Genomic DNA, 21,576 nt, shown 5'->3' with positions numbered 1-21,576 from the left:
AACAGCGTTAGATCAGTGTAATATCTTCAGCATGAACCGTTAGGTATACCCAATCGCCCTTTTCGGCAGGTATAGCCTGTGTTCTGACCGTGACGCTGAAGCCTACCAACTGTACCTGCACTTCGTAATAGCTGCCGTAGAAAGTTACTTTCTGGACAGTGCCGGCCAATAATCCAGCTTCTTTACCCACGAACCTGAAATGCTCCGGCCGCACTAACAAGTCACGGTTAGTAGCCGCTATACCTAGCTTAGCCATTAATTCAGAAGCAACGGCAGCAGGTATCAGGTTGAAATTTCCAAACAAACCTGCGGTATAAGAATCGACAGGGTGGCGGTATACCTGCTCGGGCGTGCCCTGCTGCACCAGACGACCTCCTTCTAGCACCAAGATGCGGTCAGCCCAGGAAAGGGTGTCGTGCGGGTCGTGCGAGATGAGGATGCAGGTGATGGCGAGCCGCTCGGTGATGTCGTGGATGACTTCCTGCAGCAACAGCTTGTGGCCTTTGTCCAGGTTGGAGTAGGGCTCGTCGAGCAGCAGCAGGTCAGGCCAGGTGCTGAGCAGGCGTGCCAGGGCGATGCGCTGGCGTTCCCCACCGGAAAGCTGGTTAGTCCTGCGCTCCTTCAGATGACTGATGCGGCAAACCTCGTACAGGGTTTCGGCCTCGTCGCCCTGCAGCGTGTTGGCGTAGCGGAGCACCTGCTCCACCCGCAAAAACTGGGGCAGCTCGTAGTGCTGCGACAGGTAGGCGATGTCTTTGTGTCCGGGCACCAGCTTGTCGTGCGGACCGATGACGCGGTTGCCCTCAAAGGTGATTTGTCCGGCGCTGGGCTGCACCAGTCCGGCAATGGACTGCAGCAGGGTGCTTTTGCCGGAGCCCGTCTCACCCGCAATGGCAAGCTTTTCGTACTCTCCCTGCTCAAAGCTGATGTCGTGCAGCACGGTGTGGCCGTCTTCCTGCACCTGTAGGCCGGATACTTCTAGAAAATTCAAAACCTAGTATTCGTCTTCGTAAAACTCGATCAAAGCGCCGAAGTAAGCCTCGTTCCAGCCTTCTACAATGTCGTCGTAGGCCTCGTCGGGTATGTTAAGGTGGCGCAGCTCGGCGGAGGTGCCGTGCTTGTGGGGATGCAGCTTGATCGTGACGATGGATCTGGCCTCTTGCTCGCCGAAGTACCACTCCTGCACCAGCATCTTGTCTTCCTCAAACTCCAGGTTTTTGCCCACGATGCTGCCCTCAAAAAGCGAGAACTCCGAACCCGGCTCCGTCGACATTTCCGCCGGGTCGCCCGTCCAGAGCTGGATGGTGTTGGGATTGGTGAGGGCCGCGTATACCTCCTCTGGGGGAGCCGGCACAATGTAGTATTTCTTGTAGTCTTTCATGTTCGGTCTGTTAAGAGGCACTTATTTGTTGGCAAAGGTCCGGATGTAGAGTTCCTCTACCTTCTGACGGGCCCAGGGCGTTTTGCGCAAAAACTTCAGGCTTGAGTTGATGCTCGGGTTGTTGTTAAAGCTGTTGATATTGATTTTGTACCCCAGCTCATCCCAGCCATAATAATCTACGAGCTGCACCAAAATGCGCTCGAGCGTTTTGCCGTGCAGGGGGTTGTTCTTCTGTTCTTCCATACGCAGGTGTTTGGGCTCGCAAGTTCCGTACATTATCCCGGATACGCAATTTTATCGGCAAAGGCCTGCTATACCTGAGGGAAGGCTATATGCCGAGCTCGATCTGCACACCGGCCGTCCAGTGGTAGTCGTCGTTGACGGACAGAAAAGGGTTTTGCGAATGATAACCTACATTGCCCTGCAACTTGAGTCGGTGCGCACGCAGGTATTTCGTAACGCCAACCAGATAGGCTTCTTCCTTATCCTCAAAAGCACGTACTTCGGAGTTTGGTTTAATGCGGGAATAGCGACCGGCCAGCTCCACGTTGCTCGGGAAAATGTAGCTCAGCTGGTAGTTCTGCCCACGACCCGTCAGGATATGGCGGCGCTCGCCTGTAGCATTGATCGTAATCGGGTTGTCGGCTTCGCGGGCCATGTACTCAGCATACAGGGCCATACCTCTATACTTCAGCAGACCATCAAAAATATAAGTCTGGATGTCGGTTTGCTCGTACAGATCGCGGCCAATCTGAGCACCGGTGCGACGGGCGTCTTCGTTGTGGCTCATACCACCGGCCAGCGACAGCTTCGGAGTAGGCTCGCGCTCCAGATCGCCCTCAAAGTAATCGCCCCCGTTCCTGAATTTGCCTAGCGGGAGAATCTCCACGCGTCCGGTATAGGCCAAGCCTTTGTCTGTTGAGAACACATTGCGTCCTTCGCCAGACGTAAGCGCACCTTTTAACAAATAATGCAGGTTGCCGAAACTGTTGTTGTATACCGCCTGGAAGCCAAAGTCACGGTCAACATTGAAGCCTACATTGACGATGGAGCGGTCGATGAACTGCTGCTCGCCGGAGGATACCACACGCTGCCGGTTGCCGGGCAGCTTGGTCTGCCCGAAAGCAAACTGCCATCTGTCGTTCGGCTTGTAGTAGATCACTGCATCGCGCACCACATTGGGGCTATTGTTGATGCTGGACTGGTCGCGCATGTTCCAGTCCATGTCGCCGCGCGAGAATGAAAGTTGGATGTTGTAAGTAAGCTTGGGCGAGTACATAAAGCCCTCGAAGCGCAGTCGCAGGCGACGCATCCGCATCTCGTACTCCGACACGCCGAAGTCGTCTTTCGAGATAGAGTTATACATGGCCCGGCTCTGTACCCGGAAGCGCATGTTGATGGAGAAGGAGCTATCCGGCGTCACCAGCCCGACACCCCGCTTAAAATTAAACAGCGGCGGCTCACCATCCGGTGACTGTGCCATGGAAGCTATAGGACTAGCCAGCAGCAAAGCCAATAACAGGGTATAAATTTTCATACGTAGTCTCTTGCCCTTAAGAAATAAAGCCGGGACTCAGAGCTTGGAAGCCACCGGCGTTCTGGTATAATTTACAGCAAACGGAAGTAGGGGAGAGCTAATTTGGCCGCTGCTTAGTAAAATCCCCCGCTACTGGAGAGCAGCGGGGGATTTGGTATTGTCATGACATAGCATGGGCGTCATCGCTCGTGCTATACCTTAATCGTGCATTAATAGTCGTCACGCTCGATGGCGGCCACACCCGGCAGCGTCTTGCCTTCCATGTACTCCAGCAGCGCACCACCTCCGGTCGATACGTAGGACACGCGGTCGGCATAGCCCAGCTGATTCACAGCCGCAGCAGAGTCCCCACCGCCGATCAGGGAGTAGGCACCACGACGGGTCGCATCAACCACCGCTTCGGCAACAGCTTCAGTTCCTACCGAGAAGTTCGACATTTCGAACACGCCCATCGGACCGTTCCACAGGATAGTTTTGGAATTGCGGATGACATCGGCATACTGCTCGCGGGCGTTAGGTCCAATGTCGAGGCCCATCCAAAGCGGCTTGATGTGGTGGCTCAGGGAAGTGTCCACGTTGGCTTCGTTGCTGAACTCATCGGCGATGATCGAGTCAACCGGAATCATCAGGTTCACGCCTTTTTCTTTGGCCATGGCAATGAGGCGGCTTGCCAACTCCACTTTATCTTCCTCCACCAGCGATGAACCGATCTGGCCACCATCCGCCTTCACGAAGGTATAGCTCATGCCACCACCAATCAGCAGGTTGTCCACTTTATCCATCAGCTTCTCGATGATCAGGATTTTGTCGGAGATTTTGGCGCCCCCCATGATGGCGGTGTATGGACGCTCGGCATTGTCCATCACACGGCGGGCATTGTCGAGCTCAGCGTGCATCACATAGCCCATCACCTTGTCGTTGGGGAAGTAGCGGGCGATCACAGCTGTAGAGGCATGCTCGCGGTGGGCTGTACCGAAGGCATCGTTCACGTATACATCGCCCAGTTTGGAAAGCTCACGCGCAAATTCAGGATCGCCTTTCTCTTCGGCCTTGTGGAAGCGCAGGTTTTCGAGCAGCAGGATCTCGCCCGGCTTCAGGTCCTGGGCCAGCTGTGCTGCTTCAGGTCCTATGCAATCAGTGGCAAACTTCACGGTGGTGTTAAACTCCTGTGAAAGACGGTCCACGAGGTGACGCAGCGAGTATTTCTCTTCCGGTCCGGTTTTTGGACGACCGAGGTGCGACATCAGGATGACAGCGCCGCCGTCGTTGAGTATTTTCTGGATAGTCGGCACGGCCGCGCGGATGCGGGTGTCGTCGGTGATGCGGTAGTCAGCATCGAGTGGTACGTTGAAGTCCACCCGGACCAAAGCTTTCTTGCCGGCAAAGTTATACGCGTCTACAGTTCTCATGTACTTGTCTTTTTCGTTAGTCTTACTCGTTTTTCGTTTTTGCGGAGTTTTTGTTTCCGGTATGCGTAAATGGTTGGACAAATATAGGGAAAAGGGTATTTGTATACTTTGTCAGAATCAGGATTTTCAGGATTTGGGGATTGACAGGATTCTTGTGCACGATTAACCCCATCCTAACCTTCCCCTTTTGTCGAGGGAGAATCTGGGAACGATTGTCATCCCCCTACCCCCTTCGAAGGGGGACTTTCTGCTGCTGCCATTTCTCAAGGTATAAGCCCAGTAGCAAATGAACTCTGTACTACCCACACAAACTACTGGCACGCATTGAAAGGCATCCTTGCCCCTCTAGCTATGAAACAATTAGCGCTGCCCGGTGCACTTTTCGACGCTCCACTGTTTGAGCGTTCAGCGAGTTTGGAGCGTCTTGATTTTTTTGCTTACTTTTTTCATCAAGGAAAAAAGTGAGTGCCCGCCGCACAGGCGAGACAGCAGCCTGCCTGGCAAGGCAAGCTATGAAACAAGACTGGTTGCTATACTGAAACTACATCAGGTATAGGTATACCGACACCACGCCCCAGCGGCCGGAGTCCGCCCGATACCTCACACTCGCGAGACGCGAGCGAGGGCATAGAGGTATGTCAAGAGCCGGCTGTACCTATGCCTGGGCCTGAGGCCCCATGGTAGTATACACGAGCGTGGACGCTCGCGCCATACTACAAACCCCCGCCGCCAGCATGGCAAACTACCTTTCCCTTGGTTAAACACTGAATTTCTACACCCCCAGCACCGTTATACCTATACCCGGTATCATAAATCCCGATTTTACTATGTAAATCCAAAAGCATCCTGTATCTTTTGCCCCTTAAAATACTGAGCGTATTTGTTACCTTTGCATACCATGAGAGTAGGAATAATATTTGGCGGACCGTCGCGTGAGCGTGAGATCTCCTTTGCGGGCGGACGCACCGTGTACGACAACTTAGATAAAGCCCTTTTTGAGGCTGTTCCGGTGTTTGCCGATAGCCTTGGCAATTTCATTTTGCTGGACTGGCAATACATTTACAAAGGCACCATCCGCGATTTCTATCCGCCGGTGGAGGCCCTGCCGGAAAGTGAGCACGGACTGCAGATTTACCTGGAGTCGCTGGGCGAGCTGAGCATCGAGGAGCAGGACCGCATCATTGCCAAAGCAGGCAAGCGTCTTTTGCCGCACGAGTTCCGCAATCACTTCGACTTCGCCTTCCTGGCCCTGCACGGACCTTACGGCGAAGACGGCAGCATTCAGGGGCTGCTCGAGTGGTACCACATTCCTTACTCTGGCTCCGGTATCCTGCCTTCATCCATCGGTATAGACAAGGCCGCGCAGAAGGAGATGCTCAAGCAGCACGGTTTCCCGACGCCGGACTACCGCAAGGTGCAGTACGCCGAGTGGAAAGACGTTAGCAACCGCCAGCAACTGTTCGAGTCGCTCGTGGCTGACCTGGGTCTGCCGCTGGTATTGAAGGCGCCACATCAGGGTTCTTCGATTGGTGTTTCCATTGTGAAGGAGCACAACTACGAGCTCTTTGAGCAGGGCATGGACCGCAGTTTCTTTACTAAGAATATTTACAAAGCACAATGGCAGGCGCTGGGTGAGGAGAAGCAGGTGGCCAGCATGAAGCAGCTCGTGGATATCCGCGAAGGCATCGGTATGCCGGTGGTGCTGGAAGACGGCACGATCCTGTATCATCCGGAAGAGCTGTTGAACCACATCAACCATACCTTTGCTTCGACTGACACCGAAACGATCGTGCTCACTAGTGTGGAGCATGAGCAGCAGGTGCTGGTAGAGGCCTTCATCAAAGGACGCGAATTCTCCTGCATCGTGGTGCAGGACGAGGCGGGTCAGCCGATTGCCTTGCCGCCGACCGAAATCGTGAAGGGCAGCGAGGTGTTTGACTACCGCTCCAAATACTTGCCGGGTCTGGCGCGCAAGATCACGCCGATCAACCTGCCAAGCGAGCAGATCCAGGAAATCCGTAAGGCCTGCAGTAAGCTGTTTGTAGACCTGGGCTTCAACGTATACGCCCGTCTCGATGGCTTCCTGTCTGAGGATGGCACCATCTTCCTGAACGACCCGAACACGACTTCGGGCATGCTGCCTTCGTCGTTCTTCTTCCACCAGGCGGCTGAGATCGGACTGAATCCATCGCAGTTCCTGACCTACATCATCCGCACCTCGGTGTTCGAGCGCCTGAAGTCGGGGAAAGACACCGTGTCGCTGACCAGGCTGCTGAACCAACTCGACAACGCGATTCGTGAAGAGAACGCACACCGCCACGACAAGATCCGTGTGGGCGTGATCATGGGCGGTTATTCCTCTGAAAGACACATTTCGGTAGAAAGCGGTCGTAACATTTACGAAAAGCTTTCTTCCTCTACTAAATACGAGCCGCTGCCGATCTTCCTGACAGGCAGCAACGAGGAGCATCGTCTCTACAGCATTCCGATCAACATCATGCTGAAGGACAATGCCGACGACATCAAAGAAAAAGTACTGTACTTTGAGCAGGGCGGAAAGCCGCACCCGGTACTACAGGAAATCATTCGCGAGGCCGAGGGCATCACGCGCAAGTATACCGGTAAGAGCCTCGAGGAGCCGAGTCGCCTGACGTATAGCCAGCTGCAGAACATGGTGGATGCGGTGTTCATTGCCCTGCACGGTCGTCCGGGTGAGGACGGTGCCCTGCAGCAGGAACTTGAGAAGCTGTCTATACCTTACAACGGCTCCGGCATCAGCTCTTCACAGATCACGATCAATAAGTACGACACCAACGAGATCCTGGCCAAGCATGGCGTGCCGGTAGCGCATCACCGCATGGCCTGGAAAGAGGATTGGCTGAAAGACAAAGAGGCTTTCTTCCAAGGTATAGAAGCGGAGTTCCGCTATCCGTTCATTGCCAAGCCGGCTGACGATGGTTGTAGCTCTGCGGTGAAGAAAATCAAGAACCGCGCGGAGCTGGACGCTTTTACCACGCTTATCTTCCGCGAGATGGAAGAGCTTGATACGGAATGCGCCAGAACGCTTTCGCTGGGCTTCAAGGAAGAATTCCCGAACAAGCAGGGCTATCTCATCGAGACGCTCATCAGCAAAAACGGCGCGAAGCACTTCCTAGAAATCACCGGCGGTTTGCTGACCAGGTATGCACCGGACGGCACCGTGGAGTATGAGGTGTTCGAAGCATCAGAGGCGCTGGCCGAAGGTGAAGTATTGTCGCTGGAAGAGAAATTCCTGGCAGGGGAGGGGCAGAACATCACCCCGGCCCGTTATGCTGCCGATCCGGAGCGTCGCCAGAGAATATCTGACCAGGTGAAGGAAGATCTGAAGCGTGTGGCCCAGATCCTGAACATTGAAGGATACGCCCGCATCGACGCCTTTGTGCGTGTGCTGGAGAACGACGAGGTGGAGACCATCATCATCGAGGTGAACTCGCTGCCAGGTATGACCCCGGCGACCTGCATCTTCCACCAGACTGCGATCAACGGCTACAAACCTTACGAGTTCATCGACCGCATCCTGACCTACGGTGTGGAGCGGAATGAGCGAGCCAAGGAGTTGGAAGGGTATAAGGCGAGAAACTAAATTGTTAAACTGTTGATGGTTAAATTGTTGGGTGCATGATTGTCTGTCTGGATCAGGATTTACAGGATTAAAGGATTAATAGGATTCTCAAAAGTGATTATTTCGTTTAATTCAATCCTGAAAATTATAAAATCCTGTAAATCCTGATTCAGACAAGGACAACAATTTAACCATCAACAATTTAACAATTCACTCAATCACTCAATCAAAAATTAAAAAGCCCCGCGAGGGCAAACAATCAATTAAATGTTAAAGACGAATTCATTTGTGGGGGTGCTGGTGCATCTGGCTTTGATGGGCGTGATCGTGGCCGGGTTGATCTTCGGATTCTTCTACCTATACCTACCCTCGGCTACCAACCACGGCGAGACGATTTCGGTGCCGAAGATTACAGGGATGCAGCTGCCGGATGCCGAAGGTTTTCTGGAGGAACAGAACCTGCGCTATTTCGTAAACGACTCCAGCTATCACCCGGAGTACAAGCCTTTTGAGATTCTGACGCAAGACCCTTCGCCGGGCTCCAAAGTGAAGGAGAACCGCAAGATCTACATCAGCATCAACATGAAAAACCCGCCGATGATCAAGATGCCCAAGCTGATCGACGGTTCGGTGAAGAACGCGGAGCTTATCCTGAAAAGCTACAGCCTGCGTCGCGGCAAGATTACGAATGTGCCGGACCTGCAGCATGGCGCCGTACTCAAGCAGTTTGTGAATGGCAAGGAAGTGCAGCCAGGCGATCTGGTGCCGAAAGGCGCTGTAGTGGACCTGCACGTAGGCGATGGCCTGGGCAATACAGAGTTTGAAGTGCCGAACGTGGTAGATATGCCGCTCGATGAGGCCTCGGTGCTGCTTGTGGGGCAGAAACTACAGATCGGGAACATTATTTACGTGGCTGGCAGCGGCAAGCCAGACGGCACCATCATCCGTCAGCGTCCGATTGCGGATGTGAAAGCCAAGATACGTACAGGCGAACTGGTTGACCTTTGGGTGGCCGGCGAAGAGCCTGTGCAAGGTATAGACTAACCGAATGCGCCTGCCTATACCTGGCAGGCGCATTTCATTTTTATAAGGAATGGGTATAAAACGGCTTCTGTTTACAATGGCATTGCTCTGCTGTGGCTCTTTTGCCTCGGCACAGGGTGTGCTTGCGCCCCTGCAGCAGGACCCGCACCGTATACCTGCCAGTACGCCTTTTCAACTCAGAACAGAGAACGACCCACTCTCACTTCCTTTTTTCGACGACTTTTCCGGCGCTTCCATCACCCCCGATCCGGCTTATTGGATCAATGGCGGTACCTACATTAACAACCGTTTTGCCCTCCGGCCCCCGACCCGCAACGTGGCCACCTTCGACGGACTCAATGCCCAGGGTAACCCCTATGGTAGCAGCCTGGCCGGACCAACCGATACGCTCACCTCGCAACCCATCCGCTTAGGTGGATTATCGCCAGCCGACTCGGTGTACCTGAGTTTTTACTGGCAGTCGGGTGGACAGGGGAGCCCGCCGGAACGAAATAATAACAACCCCCGTCTGCTGCGGCTCGAATTCAGAGACGCCGACAGCAGTTGGGTGCAGGTATGGCAGCAGAATGCGCCGGGACTCGTAACAGAATTTGCCCAGGTATGGGTGGCCGTACGGGAGCAGCGCTTTCTGCACGACGGTTTTCAGTTTCGTTTCCGCAGCGAAGGCACCCGCAACGCCCTGCGCGATGTCTGGAACGTGGACTATGTAGAGCTGGACCGCAACCGTCGCCGTGGGCAGAACACGACCCGCGACATTGGCATCAGCCAAAGTGTATCGCTCCTGATGGATTACAGTGCGGTGCCGGCCCGTCAGTTTGTGGCCAACCCTACGCTATACCTGCGCGACGAGATTTCCGCCAGCCTCAATAACCTGGGCGACCTGCCGGGTGCCATTGCCTGGCGTGCCTTTATCCGTCAGATCGGCAGCGCGCCGGTCGATACGTTTCTGCGCGAAGAAGGCCTTATACCGGGGCAGGCACGGCAGCGTCTAATTACCGCAACACCTCGCATCAGCAACCTCAGCCTCAATCCAGAAAGCTTTGTGCTGGAACACGGTTTCTGGCTCGATACCAAAGAGCAGAACGCCCGACAACGCGCCAACGACAGTACCCTGCAGCGCACCACCTTCAGCGATTACTTTGCCCTAGACGACGGCACAGCCGAGGCCGGTTACAGCAGCCTCTATACCTACGGCAACACCCAGGTAGCCCAGCGCTTTGAGGTGGCCACAGCAGACCAGGTTCGGGCATTCCGGGTGCATTTTCCGCAGGTGGGCGTGCGGCATAACAACCTGTCCATTGTCTTCAGAATTTGGGCGGATGACAACGGTCGTCCGGGTCGCACGCTACATGAGCAGTCCTTCCCGGTGCAGCAGGATGGTGGACTCAATGCTTTCTATGAAGTGGAGCTCAACCAGCCGGTTCCGGTTGAGGGCACCTTCTACGTAGGCTTCAGTCAGCCTGCTACGCTATTCCTGAACATCGGCTTCGACCGGAACGCCGGAACCACGGGACGCTTGTTCTACAACACGGTCGTGAGCGGCTGGCAGCAGGATTCGGTCAATGCAGGTGCTGTGATGCTGCGCCCTGTGATGGCGGGGCAGGCGCTAGGCCTGGAAGAAGAAGCGTTCGAAGCTGACTTTAAGGTATACCCGAACCCCAATAACGGTATACTATTTTTTTCAGGCCCTTACCGTTCTTTTTCGCTCTACGACGTAACCGGGCGGGAGATTTTGCGTCATACAGCAACAGTCTGGCAGGAACCGGTGCGCCTTCCAGGGCTTTCGCCGGGCTTATACAACATCCGAATTGAAACCGACCATCATACATTTATTACCAAACGCATCCTACTAAAATTATGATTACAACTGACATCACGGCCGAGGAACTCAAGGAAAGACTGGCCAAGGGCGAAACACCCATCATCATCGACGTTCGCGAAGACTGGGAGCACCAGGAAAGCAGAATTGAAGGCGCCCAGAATATTCCACTCGGAGCCCTGCCGCAGCGCCTCGACGACATCGAAGATCTTAAAGACCAGGAGGTGATCGTGCACTGCAAGTCAGGTATGCGGTCTGCCTCTGCCAAAGCTTTTCTGCAGCAGCAGGGGTTCAAGCAGGTTCGCAACCTACTTGGCGGCATTACTGGTTACCAAGGGTAATTTTATTTTGTGTATGGCGCAAGCGTCCACGTTCGTGTCTACTATAGAGGGGCCTCTGGCCCCTTTTTCTATTAGGTTAACTTGTGAGGAAGGTATAGCAATGTATGCTTTAGGTATAGCTATTGTCTTATTTCATAGCTTGCCTTAGCCAGGCGGGCTTTTCGCCTGTGCGGCGGGCACTCACTTTTTGTCTTGACACAAATCGAGGGGCCCTACCCCCAGTAGGCAAAAAAGTCAAGACTATCCAAATCGAGGGCCCCTACCCCCACTCGCTGACCGCTCTTGACAGGGGGACCCCTTCACCCCCAACAGTGGATAGTCAAAAGGCGCACCTGGCTCTGCTGCTTGCTTAGTAGCCTGCTGATAATATGTCTTGCTATACCTGCCAGTGGTCTGTGACAGAAACAACGGAGCTATACCTAGAAACTAGCAACGGCAGAAAATCCCCCTTGGGGGTAGGGACCCTCGACAAAGAAGGGGGCAGGGGGATGTTAATCGTGCACGAGAATCCTGTAAATCCGTGGGGGTAGGGGCCCTCTTTAATCCTGTAAATCCTTGGGGTAGGGCCTTATATAAAAATTCAGACAACCCTACCCAATCACAAACGGCGTCGGGCTAAAGCAGAGCAGGAATATCACGAAAGCCAGTATCCCCAACACCTTGCGCCCTGTCGTAAGCGGTGCCTCGTTCGGGCAGGAAGGGTGGAAGATGCCCATCAGCCTGGAGAGTAGCAGTCCGAAGACCAGCCAGCCGCTGTAACCGTCGGCATTAGGGTATAGCCAGGCGATCGCGACTTGCGCCGTCAGCACAATCAGCGTCAGGTATAAGGTATAGCGTAGCTTAGGGGTGACAGGCTCCAGCACGAAGAACAGGTATAGCACGTACACCGGCCAGGCCCATATGTAGCCTGCCAGATCCGGGAATGTCTCGGATAGGCTGTATTGCGCCAGCAGCATGCCTAGCGCTGCCATCAGCCCGCGGCGGTTATCGTGCAGGATGCCTCGGAAGGCAAAGAATACGAAAGGCGCCAAAACTACTAACAAGCTGTCGTCCCAGAGAGGCTCGTGGTGTGGCGAGATCATGCCCATACCGGCATACAGGATAAAGAGCGCAAATAAAATCGGCGAGAGCTGGTTGAAGCGCTTGTACCCGATCAGGCCGTAAAGCACGTGTCCGCCGTCCAGCTGACCGATGGGCAGCAGGTTGAGGGCTGTGAAGAACAGGGCAAGGTAACCGGCAAAAAGCAGCGGGTAATGGATCACTTCGTAGGCATTGGGTACCAGCGCAGGGTCGGCTACATACCTTTCAAAGAACAGGAAAAGCAGGTTTTTGCCGAGCGAGAAGTTGCCCGCTCCCTGGTATACATACCGGGCGTAGTCTTGCCCGTACTCAAGATATTGCGGGTGAATGGTGAAGATATAGTCCGGGTCGGGCAGGTGCGTGAAGCCATACCAGAGCAGTGGGATCGCCACCACAAAACCCGCCAGCGGACCGGCAATGCCGATGTCGAAGAACTGCTGCCTTGAGAAGATACGGCTCCTGATCCGGATAAAAGCGCCCATGGTGCCGATGGTAGACGTGATGCCGAACCACAGCGGGATGTAATAGGGGAGCGAAACATTGGTACGGTAATGTTTCGCTGTGAAGTAGTGCCCGAACTCGTGCACCGTGAGCACGCCCAGAAAAGGGATAGAAAAGTAGAGCCCGGCTGCCAGTTCGGCCCAGGTAAAGGTACCCGTCCACGAAAAGCCCTCCGGCCCCCAGAAAAACAGCTTGCCGAAGCGCCACTCGGCTCCGGCAATGGTCGTCGTGACCAGGGTGAGCACAAAGAGCAGCAGGTGCAGGCTATACCTGTCTTGCTGCTTAGGAAACAGCATCCCGGAATACCTGGTTGATGGTGAGCGGCGGCTCCAGGAAGAGCGTCTGCAAGCCCACTTTTCGGGCGCTCTCGATGTGCTGAATACTGTCGTCGATGAAGAGCGTCTCTTCGCGTTTCAGGCCGTTCTGCTCCAGTATCTGCTCAAACACGATGGCGTCTGGCTTGCGCTGCCCGATCAGGTGCGAGTAGTAAGCCTGCTCAAACAGCGAGTCGAGACTCGGCATGGTAAAGTTGTGTTCCACCATCTCGTTGAAGCGCTTCATGTGGATGGCGTTGGTATTGCTGAGCAGGAAGATGCGGTATTTATTGCCCAGCTCACGCAACAGCTCAATGCGTTCGGCCGGTATGTCGAGTAGCATCGCATTCCAGGCCTCGTCTATCTGCTCGTCGGTGGCCTCGAGGTGGTAGGCTTCACGCAGGTGCTGGCGAAACTCTTCTGGGCTGCTGTTGCCGGTCTCGAAAAGGTCAAACAAGTGAGACTGTGCGCGTTGGCTATACTCGATGGTATGGCCCGCCGTGCAATACTGCTCCAGTTCGCGAATGCTCTTAAAATAATCTATGTTGATAATGACCCCGCCGAGGTCGAAAATGATGTTTTTAACAGTAGTCAGGTCCACGAAAATATTTTGGTCTGTATTTGAATTTGTCCCTACAAATATGTAGAATTGCACTCCCAAATCAAAAGAAACGCCTTCTTTTAAGGGAAAGGGCCTATAGCTCATTCGGTTAGAGCAACTGACTCATAATCAGTAGGTGGCTGGTTCGATTCCAGCTGGGCCCACTTGAAAATCAAGCACTTATCTCGGAGAGAGGTAGGTGCTTTTTTTGTTTTGGGCTAAGGCTAACTCTTCAAGGTATAGGCTTGTGGTATACCTTTTTAGCATATTGAGTCTGTTATTAAAAACAGACATCTTCAGCTCGCATATTCGCTGTTATTCCACCGAGGTTCCCTGCCAAACCTGGTTCTATTTAGGTTATTGCACGAAAATGACATCGGCTATACCTGCATCTTTACCCATTCCCAGATCCTGATTGCTTTCAGCTTCCGAGTACTTTTTATATACCTACTACTTCCATGCAAGCATGCAGTTTAACCTCAGCAGTAGTCTTCTGTTAAAAATAGTACAAAAAGTGTGGCGTATATTGCCTTCGATAACTACTTTTGCGAAACAGTATTCAATTTTCTTAGGTAATTTTAAGTCAAAGACTTAAGCCGGATTCTTGTATACCTAGTATTTACATGATTTACCCTATGCTACTGCAGCAAGGTGCAATTCCGATAATGCATACAATTACCCAGCCCGATAACATACAGCAGGCTTGTCTTTTCTCGACTGATTTTGTGGAGATCATGCATGATGCCCAACACACCATGCTGCTCGTGCGTTGGCTGCGGCCGGTAAATAGCCACGAGTACCGTCTGGGAATTGAGGAAACAGGTCGTGTGCTGTTAGAAATGGGGCTGCAGAAATTGCTCATCAACAACCAGCGCATGGGCGTGCTAACTATGGATGACCAGGGCTGGCTGGCGGCCATCTCTATACGGACGATTTCCCAAAGCAACCTGAAGCAACTAGCCATTATTTCTTCTACCAACTTCTTTCAGCAGCATACCAACGAGAAACTCGACAGGCGGGTAAAAGAACAGACCCCTTTCTTCGAGACTCAGTACTTTCTGATAGAACGGGATGGACTGGAATGGCTGAAAGGATACTAAACAAAAAGGCCGCTCCCAAACCCGGGAGCGGCCTTCTCTTAACACACTCAACTAAACAAACTCTTACTTATCCCACCATACGCGGCCGTACAGGTTGTCCTGTCCGCCGAACTGGCGTTGTACTGCCTCGTTATAGTTGGCGGCGTTGTTGAAGGATTCAGTGGCTGGGTAGCTGTTGCGGCGTGGTACCGCTTTGCCGTCCGGCTCCACCAGGTTGGCAGGGTAACCGGTGCGGCGCCATTCAGCCCAGGCTTCGTAGCCGTGCATAAACAGGTGCACCCAACGCTGCGTCGCAATCTGCTCGACGGCATTAGCCGGGTCGTAGGCAACACCTTCCTGGCTCAGCAGGGCCGAAGCACCGGCTGCGCTGCCCGTCCACTGCAGCAGCGACTGCTCAATGGCTTTGTTATAATTGATCTCTGCTTCCGCATCGCCGCCGCCTATCCAGCCGAGCTTGGCTGCCTCAGCTTTGGCAAACAGGGCTTGCGCGTAGGTTACCAGCTGGATGTGTGCGTCCTGCTTCCAGATGGCTGGGCCCATCAGTGAGTAGTTGGTTACGTTTGGCAGACCTTGCACAGTGCCGTAAGGCAGGCCTCTGTACTCGCCGGAGGTACGGGCGGGAGCGCCGTATACCTGCAGGCGTGGATCATTTACCGGCTTCAGTTCGCTCACAAGCGTTTCAGTCAGCGCCCACCACTCACGGTTCTGGTTCGATACCTGCCCATACCAGTAGCTCTGGTTGTTAGCGTCGGCCAGGTGACGGAACACCAGGTTGTCGGCATTGGAGGTCATGATGCCGGCCTGCAGCGCCTTGTTGAACTCTGCAGCACCCTTGGCTGGGTCTACTTCCGATAGGCGCAAGGCCATCAGCATCCGGATCGTGTTGCCCAGGCGCTTCCACTTGTTGATGTCACCGTTGTAGACGATGTCGTTGGAGATGTTGCCAGCTACGATCTCGTTATTGGCCTGCTCCAGTAAAGTGAAGAGGCTGTTGTAGATCGACTCCTGGCTGTCGTACTTCGGTGTAAAGTTCTGTACACCCTGCAGGGCCTCGCTGAAAGGCACATCACCCCAGCGGTCGGTCACATGCCAGAAGTAGTAGGCCTTGAGAATCTTAGCCACAGCCAGCTGATTGCTGATCGGGCCTTCGGTTGTGCTCAGGTTGGCCGTCGTCAGCACGGTTTCCAGGTTCATGAGCGGACCCTGGTAGATCCAGTAAAAGCTGGTACCACCATCGGGGTAAAGGGAGGCACCCGGGTACTGGGTCTCGGACAGGTACTGGGCATGAAACTGGGCCGCAGGCGTGGCGCTCAGGCTCGACAGCGACAACTGCGCATTGGCGATCAGCTGCGTAGCGGAGGCGTTGCTCGGGTCGTTGGGGTTAATGTTGATGTCCTCTTCAAACTTATCGCAGCTCGCCAGCAGAAAGCAGGACAGGATAACTGCATATATTTTCTTCATTCTCATCGTCCTTATAAAGTAATGTTTAGGTTAATGCCGTACGAACGCACCGAGTTGGCCACGCCAGACTCGAACCAGCTGATGGACTGCGAACCGGTCGAAATCTCAGAAGGGTCGATGCCCTCCGGTGCTTTCTGCCACAGTTGCGCCACGTTACGGGAGATCAAAGCCACGCCCACGCTCTGGAACGGTAGACGGCCCAGCATCGACTTGTCCAGGGTATAGCCCAGGCGAATTTCGCGCAGCTTGATGTAAGAGGCGTCGTAGAGCCACTCTTCGTACACACGGCGACCTACCACGGTATTGTAGTATGACTGCGCGTTTACGTAGTTAGAGGCCGGCTGACCGCTTACATCCACGCCATTCACCTTTGTGCCCGGTGCGTAGATGCCTTCCACTTTCACACCGCCGCCTGCTTCGAGTGCATCGCGCACGTTAGCGCCGCGGTCGTTGGTTGCCACTGTGAGCGGGTCCTGACCGGTACGCACGGCCAGCATTTTAGAACGGCTGAAGAACTGGCCGCCAAACTGGTAGTCGATCATGGCGGAGAGGTCAAACTTGCCAAGACGGAAAATGTTCTGCCAACCGCCCGTCGCGTCGGGCTGTACAGTGCCGAAGTTGTGGGTTGCGTCTGTGTAGAGCGGCATGCCGTTAGCGCCGATCAATTTCTGACCAGTGGCCGGGTCACGCTGGTAAGCCGTGCCTACCAGGCTGCCGTAAGGCTGGCCCGCGTAGTGGTTGAGGTATGAGGTAACCGAAGAGTACGTGGTAGAATACTGTGTCAGTACATCGATGTCCGGATGAAGCTCTACGATCATGTTGCGGTTGCGGCTTGCGTTGAATACCGTATTCCAGGTGAAGAGGTCCGTCTGTACCGGTGTGCCGCTCAGCACTATTTCAACACCTTTGTTCTGGATCAGACCAGCGTTGATCGTGGTGGTGGCATAGCCACTTGTGCCAGAAACTGGCAATTGCAGAATCTGATCTTTGTTCTTCATCTGGTACAGCGTCAGGTCGAGTCCCAAGCGACCGTTGAGGAAGCGCAAGTCTATACCTGCCTCGTACGAGTGTGCGAAAGAAGGCCTCACATGCGGGTTTTGCAGGTTGTCCGGCACAAACAGTGTGTTCACTGTCGAAGGACCTGCGTAGATCGTGCCTGTTCCAAAGTAAGGTGTGGTCAGATAAGCACTCAGGTCAGAACCTGCCTGTGCGTAGCTGGCGCGGATCTTACCGAAAGAAAGCGGGTTCCAGCCGATCAGCTCACTGAACACCATGCTACCCGATACCGATGGATACCAGTAGGAGTTATTATCAGGCGGCAGGGTAGAGGAGATGTCGTTACGGATGGAGGCGTCGATGAAGTAGGTGTCTTTATAGCCTACAGAAGCCATGCTATATAAGCTGCGCACCTGCTTGCGGCGCAGTGTCTGGCTGGTAGTCGGGCGGTCGATGGAACCTTTGATGTTGTAGAAGCCCGGGTTGGCTAGACCGCCTTCCGAAGCCATGTAAAGCGCCGTGTAGCGGGTGTCATACACGTTGCCACCAGCGTTTATGTTGAGGGAGAAGTCACCGAATTGTTTCGTGTACTGCGCCAGCAACTCGTAGTTGGTTTCACGGCCCTGGTACTTGCCAGTTGTGAAAGACGGCACTCTTCTGCCACCAAAAGCCTGGCGCGTTTCGATGTTCTGGGTATAGCTGTCGTTTCGCACGTGGCCGCTCACTTTCAGCGAAGGCAGAACCTGGTAGGTCAGGCTTACATCGCCAAAAATACGCTCGCGGTTGTCGTTGCTGATGTTCTCGTAGGCCTCAAAGAAAGGGTTATTCCAATACAGCGGGTTGAAGTTGGTGACCTCGCCGGTAGTGGTGCTTGGGCGACGCAGGTTCCAGTTCAGGAAAGTGCCGTCGTCGTACTTGTAGTTCTTCATGCGCTTCATGTCCACGTTGCGCTGGAACCATTGCACCATGTAGCGAGAGCCATACTCCGAACCTTGTGAGGGACGCTGTGCATTGTTGCGGGCGTAGTTGATGTTGGTAGACGCTGTCAGTTTCTTGGACAGGTCCAGGCTGCCGCTCAGGCCTACGTTGTTGCGATTCAGCCAGGTATTGGGCTCCACACCCTCCACGCGGGTATCGTTCACACTGAGGCGGAAGGTGCTGTTCTCGTTGCCTCCCGTAATGGTCACGCCATTGTTCAGGTTATAGCCTGTCTCGTAGTAGTCTTTGATGTTATCAGGATGCGGTACGAAAGGAGTGAGCTGCCCGTACTCCGGGTCCTGCGGGTAGAAGCTGAATACCTGGCGAACAGGGGTGCCGTCCATTTTGGGTCCCCAGCTTTCGTCCACTGATACGTCCACGTACTTGTCACCATTTGGCAGGGTGCGCCAGGTCTGGCTTGAACCACCACCATACATGTTCTGCAGCGGCATGAAGTTCACTGCTTTCTCTACTGAGAAAGCGGAGTTGATCTGTATACCTACTTTTTTAGGTCCTTTCTGACCTTTCTTAGTCGTGATCATGATTACGCCGTACTGCCCGCGTATACCGTAGAGGGCAGAGGCAGCCGGGCCTTTCAGCACGTTGATTGACTCAATGTCTTCCGGGTTAATGTCTTGCGCCAGGTTACCGTAGTCGGCCTGGTCGGCGCCGGCGAAGTTGGCGTTGGAGATCGGGGTGCCATCCACCACAATCAGGGGCTGGTCGCCACCATTGAGGGAGTTCACGCCACGGATCTTGATCTTCTGAGTACCGCCCATGCTGGCACCGGAAGAGCCCGTTACCTGCACACCGGCTACTTTACCAGCCAGAGAGCCGAGCACGTTCTGCTCTTTGGTGAGGGTCAGGTTCTCGCCCTGCACCTGCTGCGTGGCGTAGCCCAGTGAGCGTTCGCTTCGCTCGATGCCGAGCGCGGTCACCACCACTTCATCAAGCTGGCGGGCATCGGTCTCCAAGCTCACGTTAATCGTGCTTTGGTTGCCAACCGATACCTCCTTAGTGGTATAGCCCAAAAAGCGGAAAACCAGCGTGGCGTTGGACTCTGGTACGCGAAGCTGGTAATTGCCCTGTGCATCGGTTGCGATGCCAGTCGTTGTGCCTTTAACAGCAACACTTACCCCGGGCAGGCCATTGCCCGTCGAGGCTTCTGTCACTCTACCGCTAACTGCCCTGTCCTGGGCAAAGGCGCTGGAAGTCCAGAGCACCAATAGCGGCAAAATGATGGAAAGTAGATTTTTGCCCATAATTCAATCAGTGAGTTTTAAGGTATTGAGATTAGTTTCGTTGAATATAGGAAATGTTTAATTAATATAAAAGCAATATTGTTATAACATACTGCGTATTTGTGCAGTTATAAAAAAACACCCCGCAGCAGGACGTAACCTGTGCGGGGTGTTTTTTGCTGTTAATTACTTGTTTCAGCCTATAGCGAGTCGATCCATCGTTTCAGATCTCCTTTGGCTTTTCCGGTTTTTTGCTGGAGTTTGCCAAGCCATTCATCCTGCTGTCCTTCCTGGTACGTCAAATCGTCCTCGGTCAGGTCAGCGTAAGATTTTTTGATCTTACCTTTCAATTCATTCCAGTTTCCTCTGGCTCTATATTCTGCTTCGTTCATCGTATTCTTCGTTTAAAATTAAACAAGTCTTATACCTGTATATACGTCTGAAACAGAAACGGCGTTATCGGTGGACTAGATCCACTTCTTAAGTAGCCCCACCAGGTCGCTTTGTTCGAATGGCTTGCAGAGGTAGTCGTTCATGCCCGATGCCAAGCTGTTTTCGATGTCGCTGCTGTAGGCGCTGGCCGAAAAGGCGATGATCGGGAGGTCGTAACTTTCTTGGCGCAGGGTACGGGCTGCCTCCAGTCCGCTGATGCCGGGCATCTGCACATCCATAAAGATCAGGTCAAACTTATCTTTGCGCACCAGGTCAATGGCTTCCTGTCCGCTGAATGCGGTGGATACCTTTGCACCAAAATTTTCGAGCACCGTCTCGAGCAGCATCACATTAATCTCGTTGTCATCTACCACAAGCAAGTGCTTGCCTGCGGGTACTTGATAGGTGCTGTCGTCTTCTGCTTCGGGCTGCGGCTGCTGCTTGGCCTGCATGCGCTTGAGCCGGATCGTAAACCAGAAAAGAGAACCTTTCTGCTGGCCCGGCAGTGGACTGATCACCTGCAGGTCGCCCTGTAGCAGCTTGGCCAGTTTCTTACTGATCGCCAGCCCTAGCCCCGAGCCTCCATACTTACGGGAGGTAGACTGGTCGGACTGGGTAAAGGACTCGAATACCATGGCTTGTTTGTCGGCAGGTATACCAATGCCGGTGTCGCTCACGGAGCAGTAAAGCAGCAGCTCTTCCTCTGACAGCGGTTCGGCTTTGAAGAGCACGTCAATGCTTCCTTCTTCGGTAAACTTAATGGCATTGCTCACCAGATTCACTACCACCTGGTTGATGCGGGTCGGATCTCCAATGGCCCACTGCGGCACAGACGCATCAAATGAACAGGCAAAGCGAAGACCTTTGCCGATGGCCAGATGCTGGTAAGGGCTCAGGCTGGCCTCCAGCTCATGACGAAGCTCAAAAGGTATGGCCTCCAGGTAAATCTTGTTCTGCTCTACCCGGTGCAGGTCCAGAATGTCGTTCAGCAGTTTGGTAAGTGTGGCGCCCGAAGTCTTGATCAGGTTGATGTATTGCTTTTGGGTGTCGTTCAGCTCGGTGCCCAGCAGCAGGTCCGTGAAGCCCATAATGCCGTTGAGCGGCGTCCGGATCTCGTGGCTCATGCTGGAGAGGAAGTTGCTCTTGGCCTCGTTTGCCTCCTCGGCTTTGCGTTTTGCCTTGCGCAGCGCTTTCTCGTTTTGTTTCAGTTCGGTAATGTCCTTAGCGACAATCAGCACGCCGTCTACTTCCTTGTGGCTGTTGCGAATGTGCGAAAAAGAGCATGCAACAGGTACTTCGTGTTTTTGCTTTGTCTGGAAGAGCAGTTCCTTGTTCAGGCATTTGTCCTGGGAGCGGCACTGCTCCATCAGCGAAACCAACGTCGGTATGTGTGCCTTAGTGAGCAGGACAGACAAGTGCTTGCCTCTGAGCTCTTCTTCTGTATAACCCAGCGCTTCCTCCACCGATTCGTTGGCGGACCGGATGGTGAAGTCGGTGTTCAGAATCAGCATCATGTCTACCACGCCCTGGTAAATGCTCTGCATGAAATCCCTGGACACAGTGGAGGTCTTCAGCTCCTGGCCCAGCATGTTGATCCCGGCAATCACAGCATCCATTTCGTCACCCGTTTCGGATGTTTCGATCTGGTAGTCGAAGTTTCCGCTGGCCACCTCCGTGATGAGGGACATGATCTCCTCTATTCGCTCTTTCAGTACTTTCACTCGCTTTGTTTTTTCACCG

Annotated in this window: 16 protein-coding genes and 1 tRNA gene; 6 read left to right on the top strand and 11 right to left on the bottom strand. The window is 53.9% G+C overall.

The features are described from left to right. Positions 1-7: 7 nt before the first annotated feature. From B0B12_RS07870 to B0B12_RS07850, 5 genes are all read right to left on the bottom strand, one after another. The gene (locus B0B12_RS07870; protein WP_076667205.1) at positions 8-991 is read right to left on the bottom strand and encodes an ABC transporter ATP-binding protein; all 984 of its coding nucleotides are present in this window, start codon (positions 989-991) and stop codon (positions 8-10) included. 3 nt (positions 992-994) lie between these two features. Continuing rightward, positions 995-1,381, bottom strand: coding sequence for an SRPBCC domain-containing protein (locus tag B0B12_RS07865; RefSeq protein WP_076667203.1), 387 nt, complete (start codon positions 1,379-1,381; stop codon positions 995-997). A 21-nt stretch (positions 1,382-1,402) separates the two neighbouring features. After that, on the bottom strand, positions 1,403-1,624 hold the full coding sequence (locus B0B12_RS07860) for a VF530 family protein (RefSeq protein WP_076667796.1): 222 nt from the start codon (positions 1,622-1,624) through the stop codon (positions 1,403-1,405). Positions 1,625-1,709: 85 nt separating this feature from the next. Next, positions 1,710-2,918 (bottom strand): porin, encoded by a 1,209-nt coding sequence (locus B0B12_RS07855; RefSeq protein WP_076667201.1) that lies wholly within the window; start codon positions 2,916-2,918, stop codon positions 1,710-1,712. Between the two features lie 209 nt (positions 2,919-3,127). Then, entirely contained in the window at positions 3,128-4,327 is a 1,200-nt protein-coding gene (locus B0B12_RS07850) for a phosphoglycerate kinase (protein ID WP_076667793.1), read from the bottom strand. An 898-nt stretch (positions 4,328-5,225) separates the two neighbouring features. On the opposite strand from B0B12_RS07850, the gene B0B12_RS07845 reads away from it, so the two are divergent. The 4 genes from B0B12_RS07845 (at position 5,226) to B0B12_RS07830 (ending at position 11,132) form a co-directional block, all read left to right on the top strand. Beyond that, positions 5,226-7,949 carry a D-alanine--D-alanine ligase family protein gene (locus B0B12_RS07845; protein ID WP_076667199.1) on the top strand — a complete coding sequence of 908 codons (2,724 nt, stop codon included), beginning with the start codon at positions 5,226-5,228 and terminating at the stop codon, positions 7,947-7,949. A 246-nt stretch (positions 7,950-8,195) separates the two neighbouring features. Then, positions 8,196-8,972 (top strand): PASTA domain-containing protein, encoded by a 777-nt coding sequence (locus B0B12_RS07840; protein WP_076667198.1) that lies wholly within the window; start codon positions 8,196-8,198, stop codon positions 8,970-8,972. A 76-nt stretch (positions 8,973-9,048) separates the two neighbouring features. Next, a complete protein-coding gene (locus tag B0B12_RS07835; protein ID WP_170871832.1) occupies positions 9,049-10,833 on the top strand; it encodes a T9SS type A sorting domain-containing protein in 1,785 nt (594 codons plus the stop codon). Then, entirely contained in the window at positions 10,830-11,132 is a 303-nt protein-coding gene (locus B0B12_RS07830) for a rhodanese-like domain-containing protein (protein WP_076667194.1), read from the top strand. The genes B0B12_RS07835 and B0B12_RS07830 overlap by 4 nt, the downstream gene beginning before the upstream one ends. Before the next feature lie 590 nt (positions 11,133-11,722). On the opposite strand, the gene B0B12_RS07825 is transcribed toward B0B12_RS07830, so the two are convergent. Both B0B12_RS07825 and B0B12_RS07820 read right to left on the bottom strand, forming a co-directional pair. Next, positions 11,723-13,009: a site-2 protease family protein gene (locus B0B12_RS07825; RefSeq protein ID WP_244554631.1), complete on the bottom strand. Its 1,287-nt coding sequence runs from the start codon at positions 13,007-13,009 to the stop codon at positions 11,723-11,725. After that, positions 12,996-13,628, bottom strand: coding sequence for an HAD family hydrolase (locus B0B12_RS07820; protein ID WP_076667788.1), 633 nt, complete (start codon positions 13,626-13,628; stop codon positions 12,996-12,998). Before B0B12_RS07820 ends, B0B12_RS07825 begins: the two co-directional genes overlap by 14 nt. 90 nt (positions 13,629-13,718) lie before the next feature. On the opposite strand from B0B12_RS07820, the gene B0B12_RS07815 reads away from it, so the two are divergent. Further along, a tRNA-Ile gene (locus tag B0B12_RS07815) sits at positions 13,719-13,792 on the top strand. Positions 13,793-14,293: 501 nt separating this feature from the next. Then, on the top strand, positions 14,294-14,728 hold the full coding sequence (locus B0B12_RS07810) for a hypothetical protein (protein WP_139337777.1): 435 nt from the start codon (positions 14,294-14,296) through the stop codon (positions 14,726-14,728). A gap of 63 nt (positions 14,729-14,791) precedes the next feature. On the opposite strand, the gene B0B12_RS07805 is transcribed toward B0B12_RS07810, so the two are convergent. From B0B12_RS07805 to B0B12_RS07790, 4 genes are all read right to left on the bottom strand, one after another. Beyond that, complete coding sequence (locus B0B12_RS07805) at positions 14,792-16,189, bottom strand: SusD/RagB family nutrient-binding outer membrane lipoprotein (RefSeq protein WP_076667190.1); 1,398 nt, start codon at positions 16,187-16,189, stop codon at positions 14,792-14,794. An 11-nt stretch (positions 16,190-16,200) separates the two neighbouring features. Beyond that, positions 16,201-19,425, bottom strand: a complete 3,225-nt coding sequence (locus B0B12_RS07800) for a SusC/RagA family TonB-linked outer membrane protein (protein ID WP_076667188.1) — start codon at positions 19,423-19,425, stop codon at positions 16,201-16,203. 179 nt (positions 19,426-19,604) lie between these two features. Beyond that, positions 19,605-19,796: a CsbD family protein gene (locus B0B12_RS07795; RefSeq protein WP_076667186.1), complete on the bottom strand. Its 192-nt coding sequence runs from the start codon at positions 19,794-19,796 to the stop codon at positions 19,605-19,607. A 75-nt stretch (positions 19,797-19,871) separates the two neighbouring features. Further along, a complete protein-coding gene (locus B0B12_RS07790) occupies positions 19,872-21,557 on the bottom strand; it encodes a PAS domain-containing hybrid sensor histidine kinase/response regulator (protein WP_076667184.1) in 1,686 nt (561 codons plus the stop codon). Positions 21,558-21,576: the final 19 nt, after the last annotated feature.

This window comes from Pontibacter indicus (assembly GCF_900156345.1).
GTDB lineage: Bacteria > Bacteroidota > Bacteroidia > Cytophagales > Hymenobacteraceae > Pontibacter > Pontibacter indicus.
Note: the sequence above shows the minus strand (reverse complement) of the source record. Positions and strands in the feature narration are given on the sequence as shown.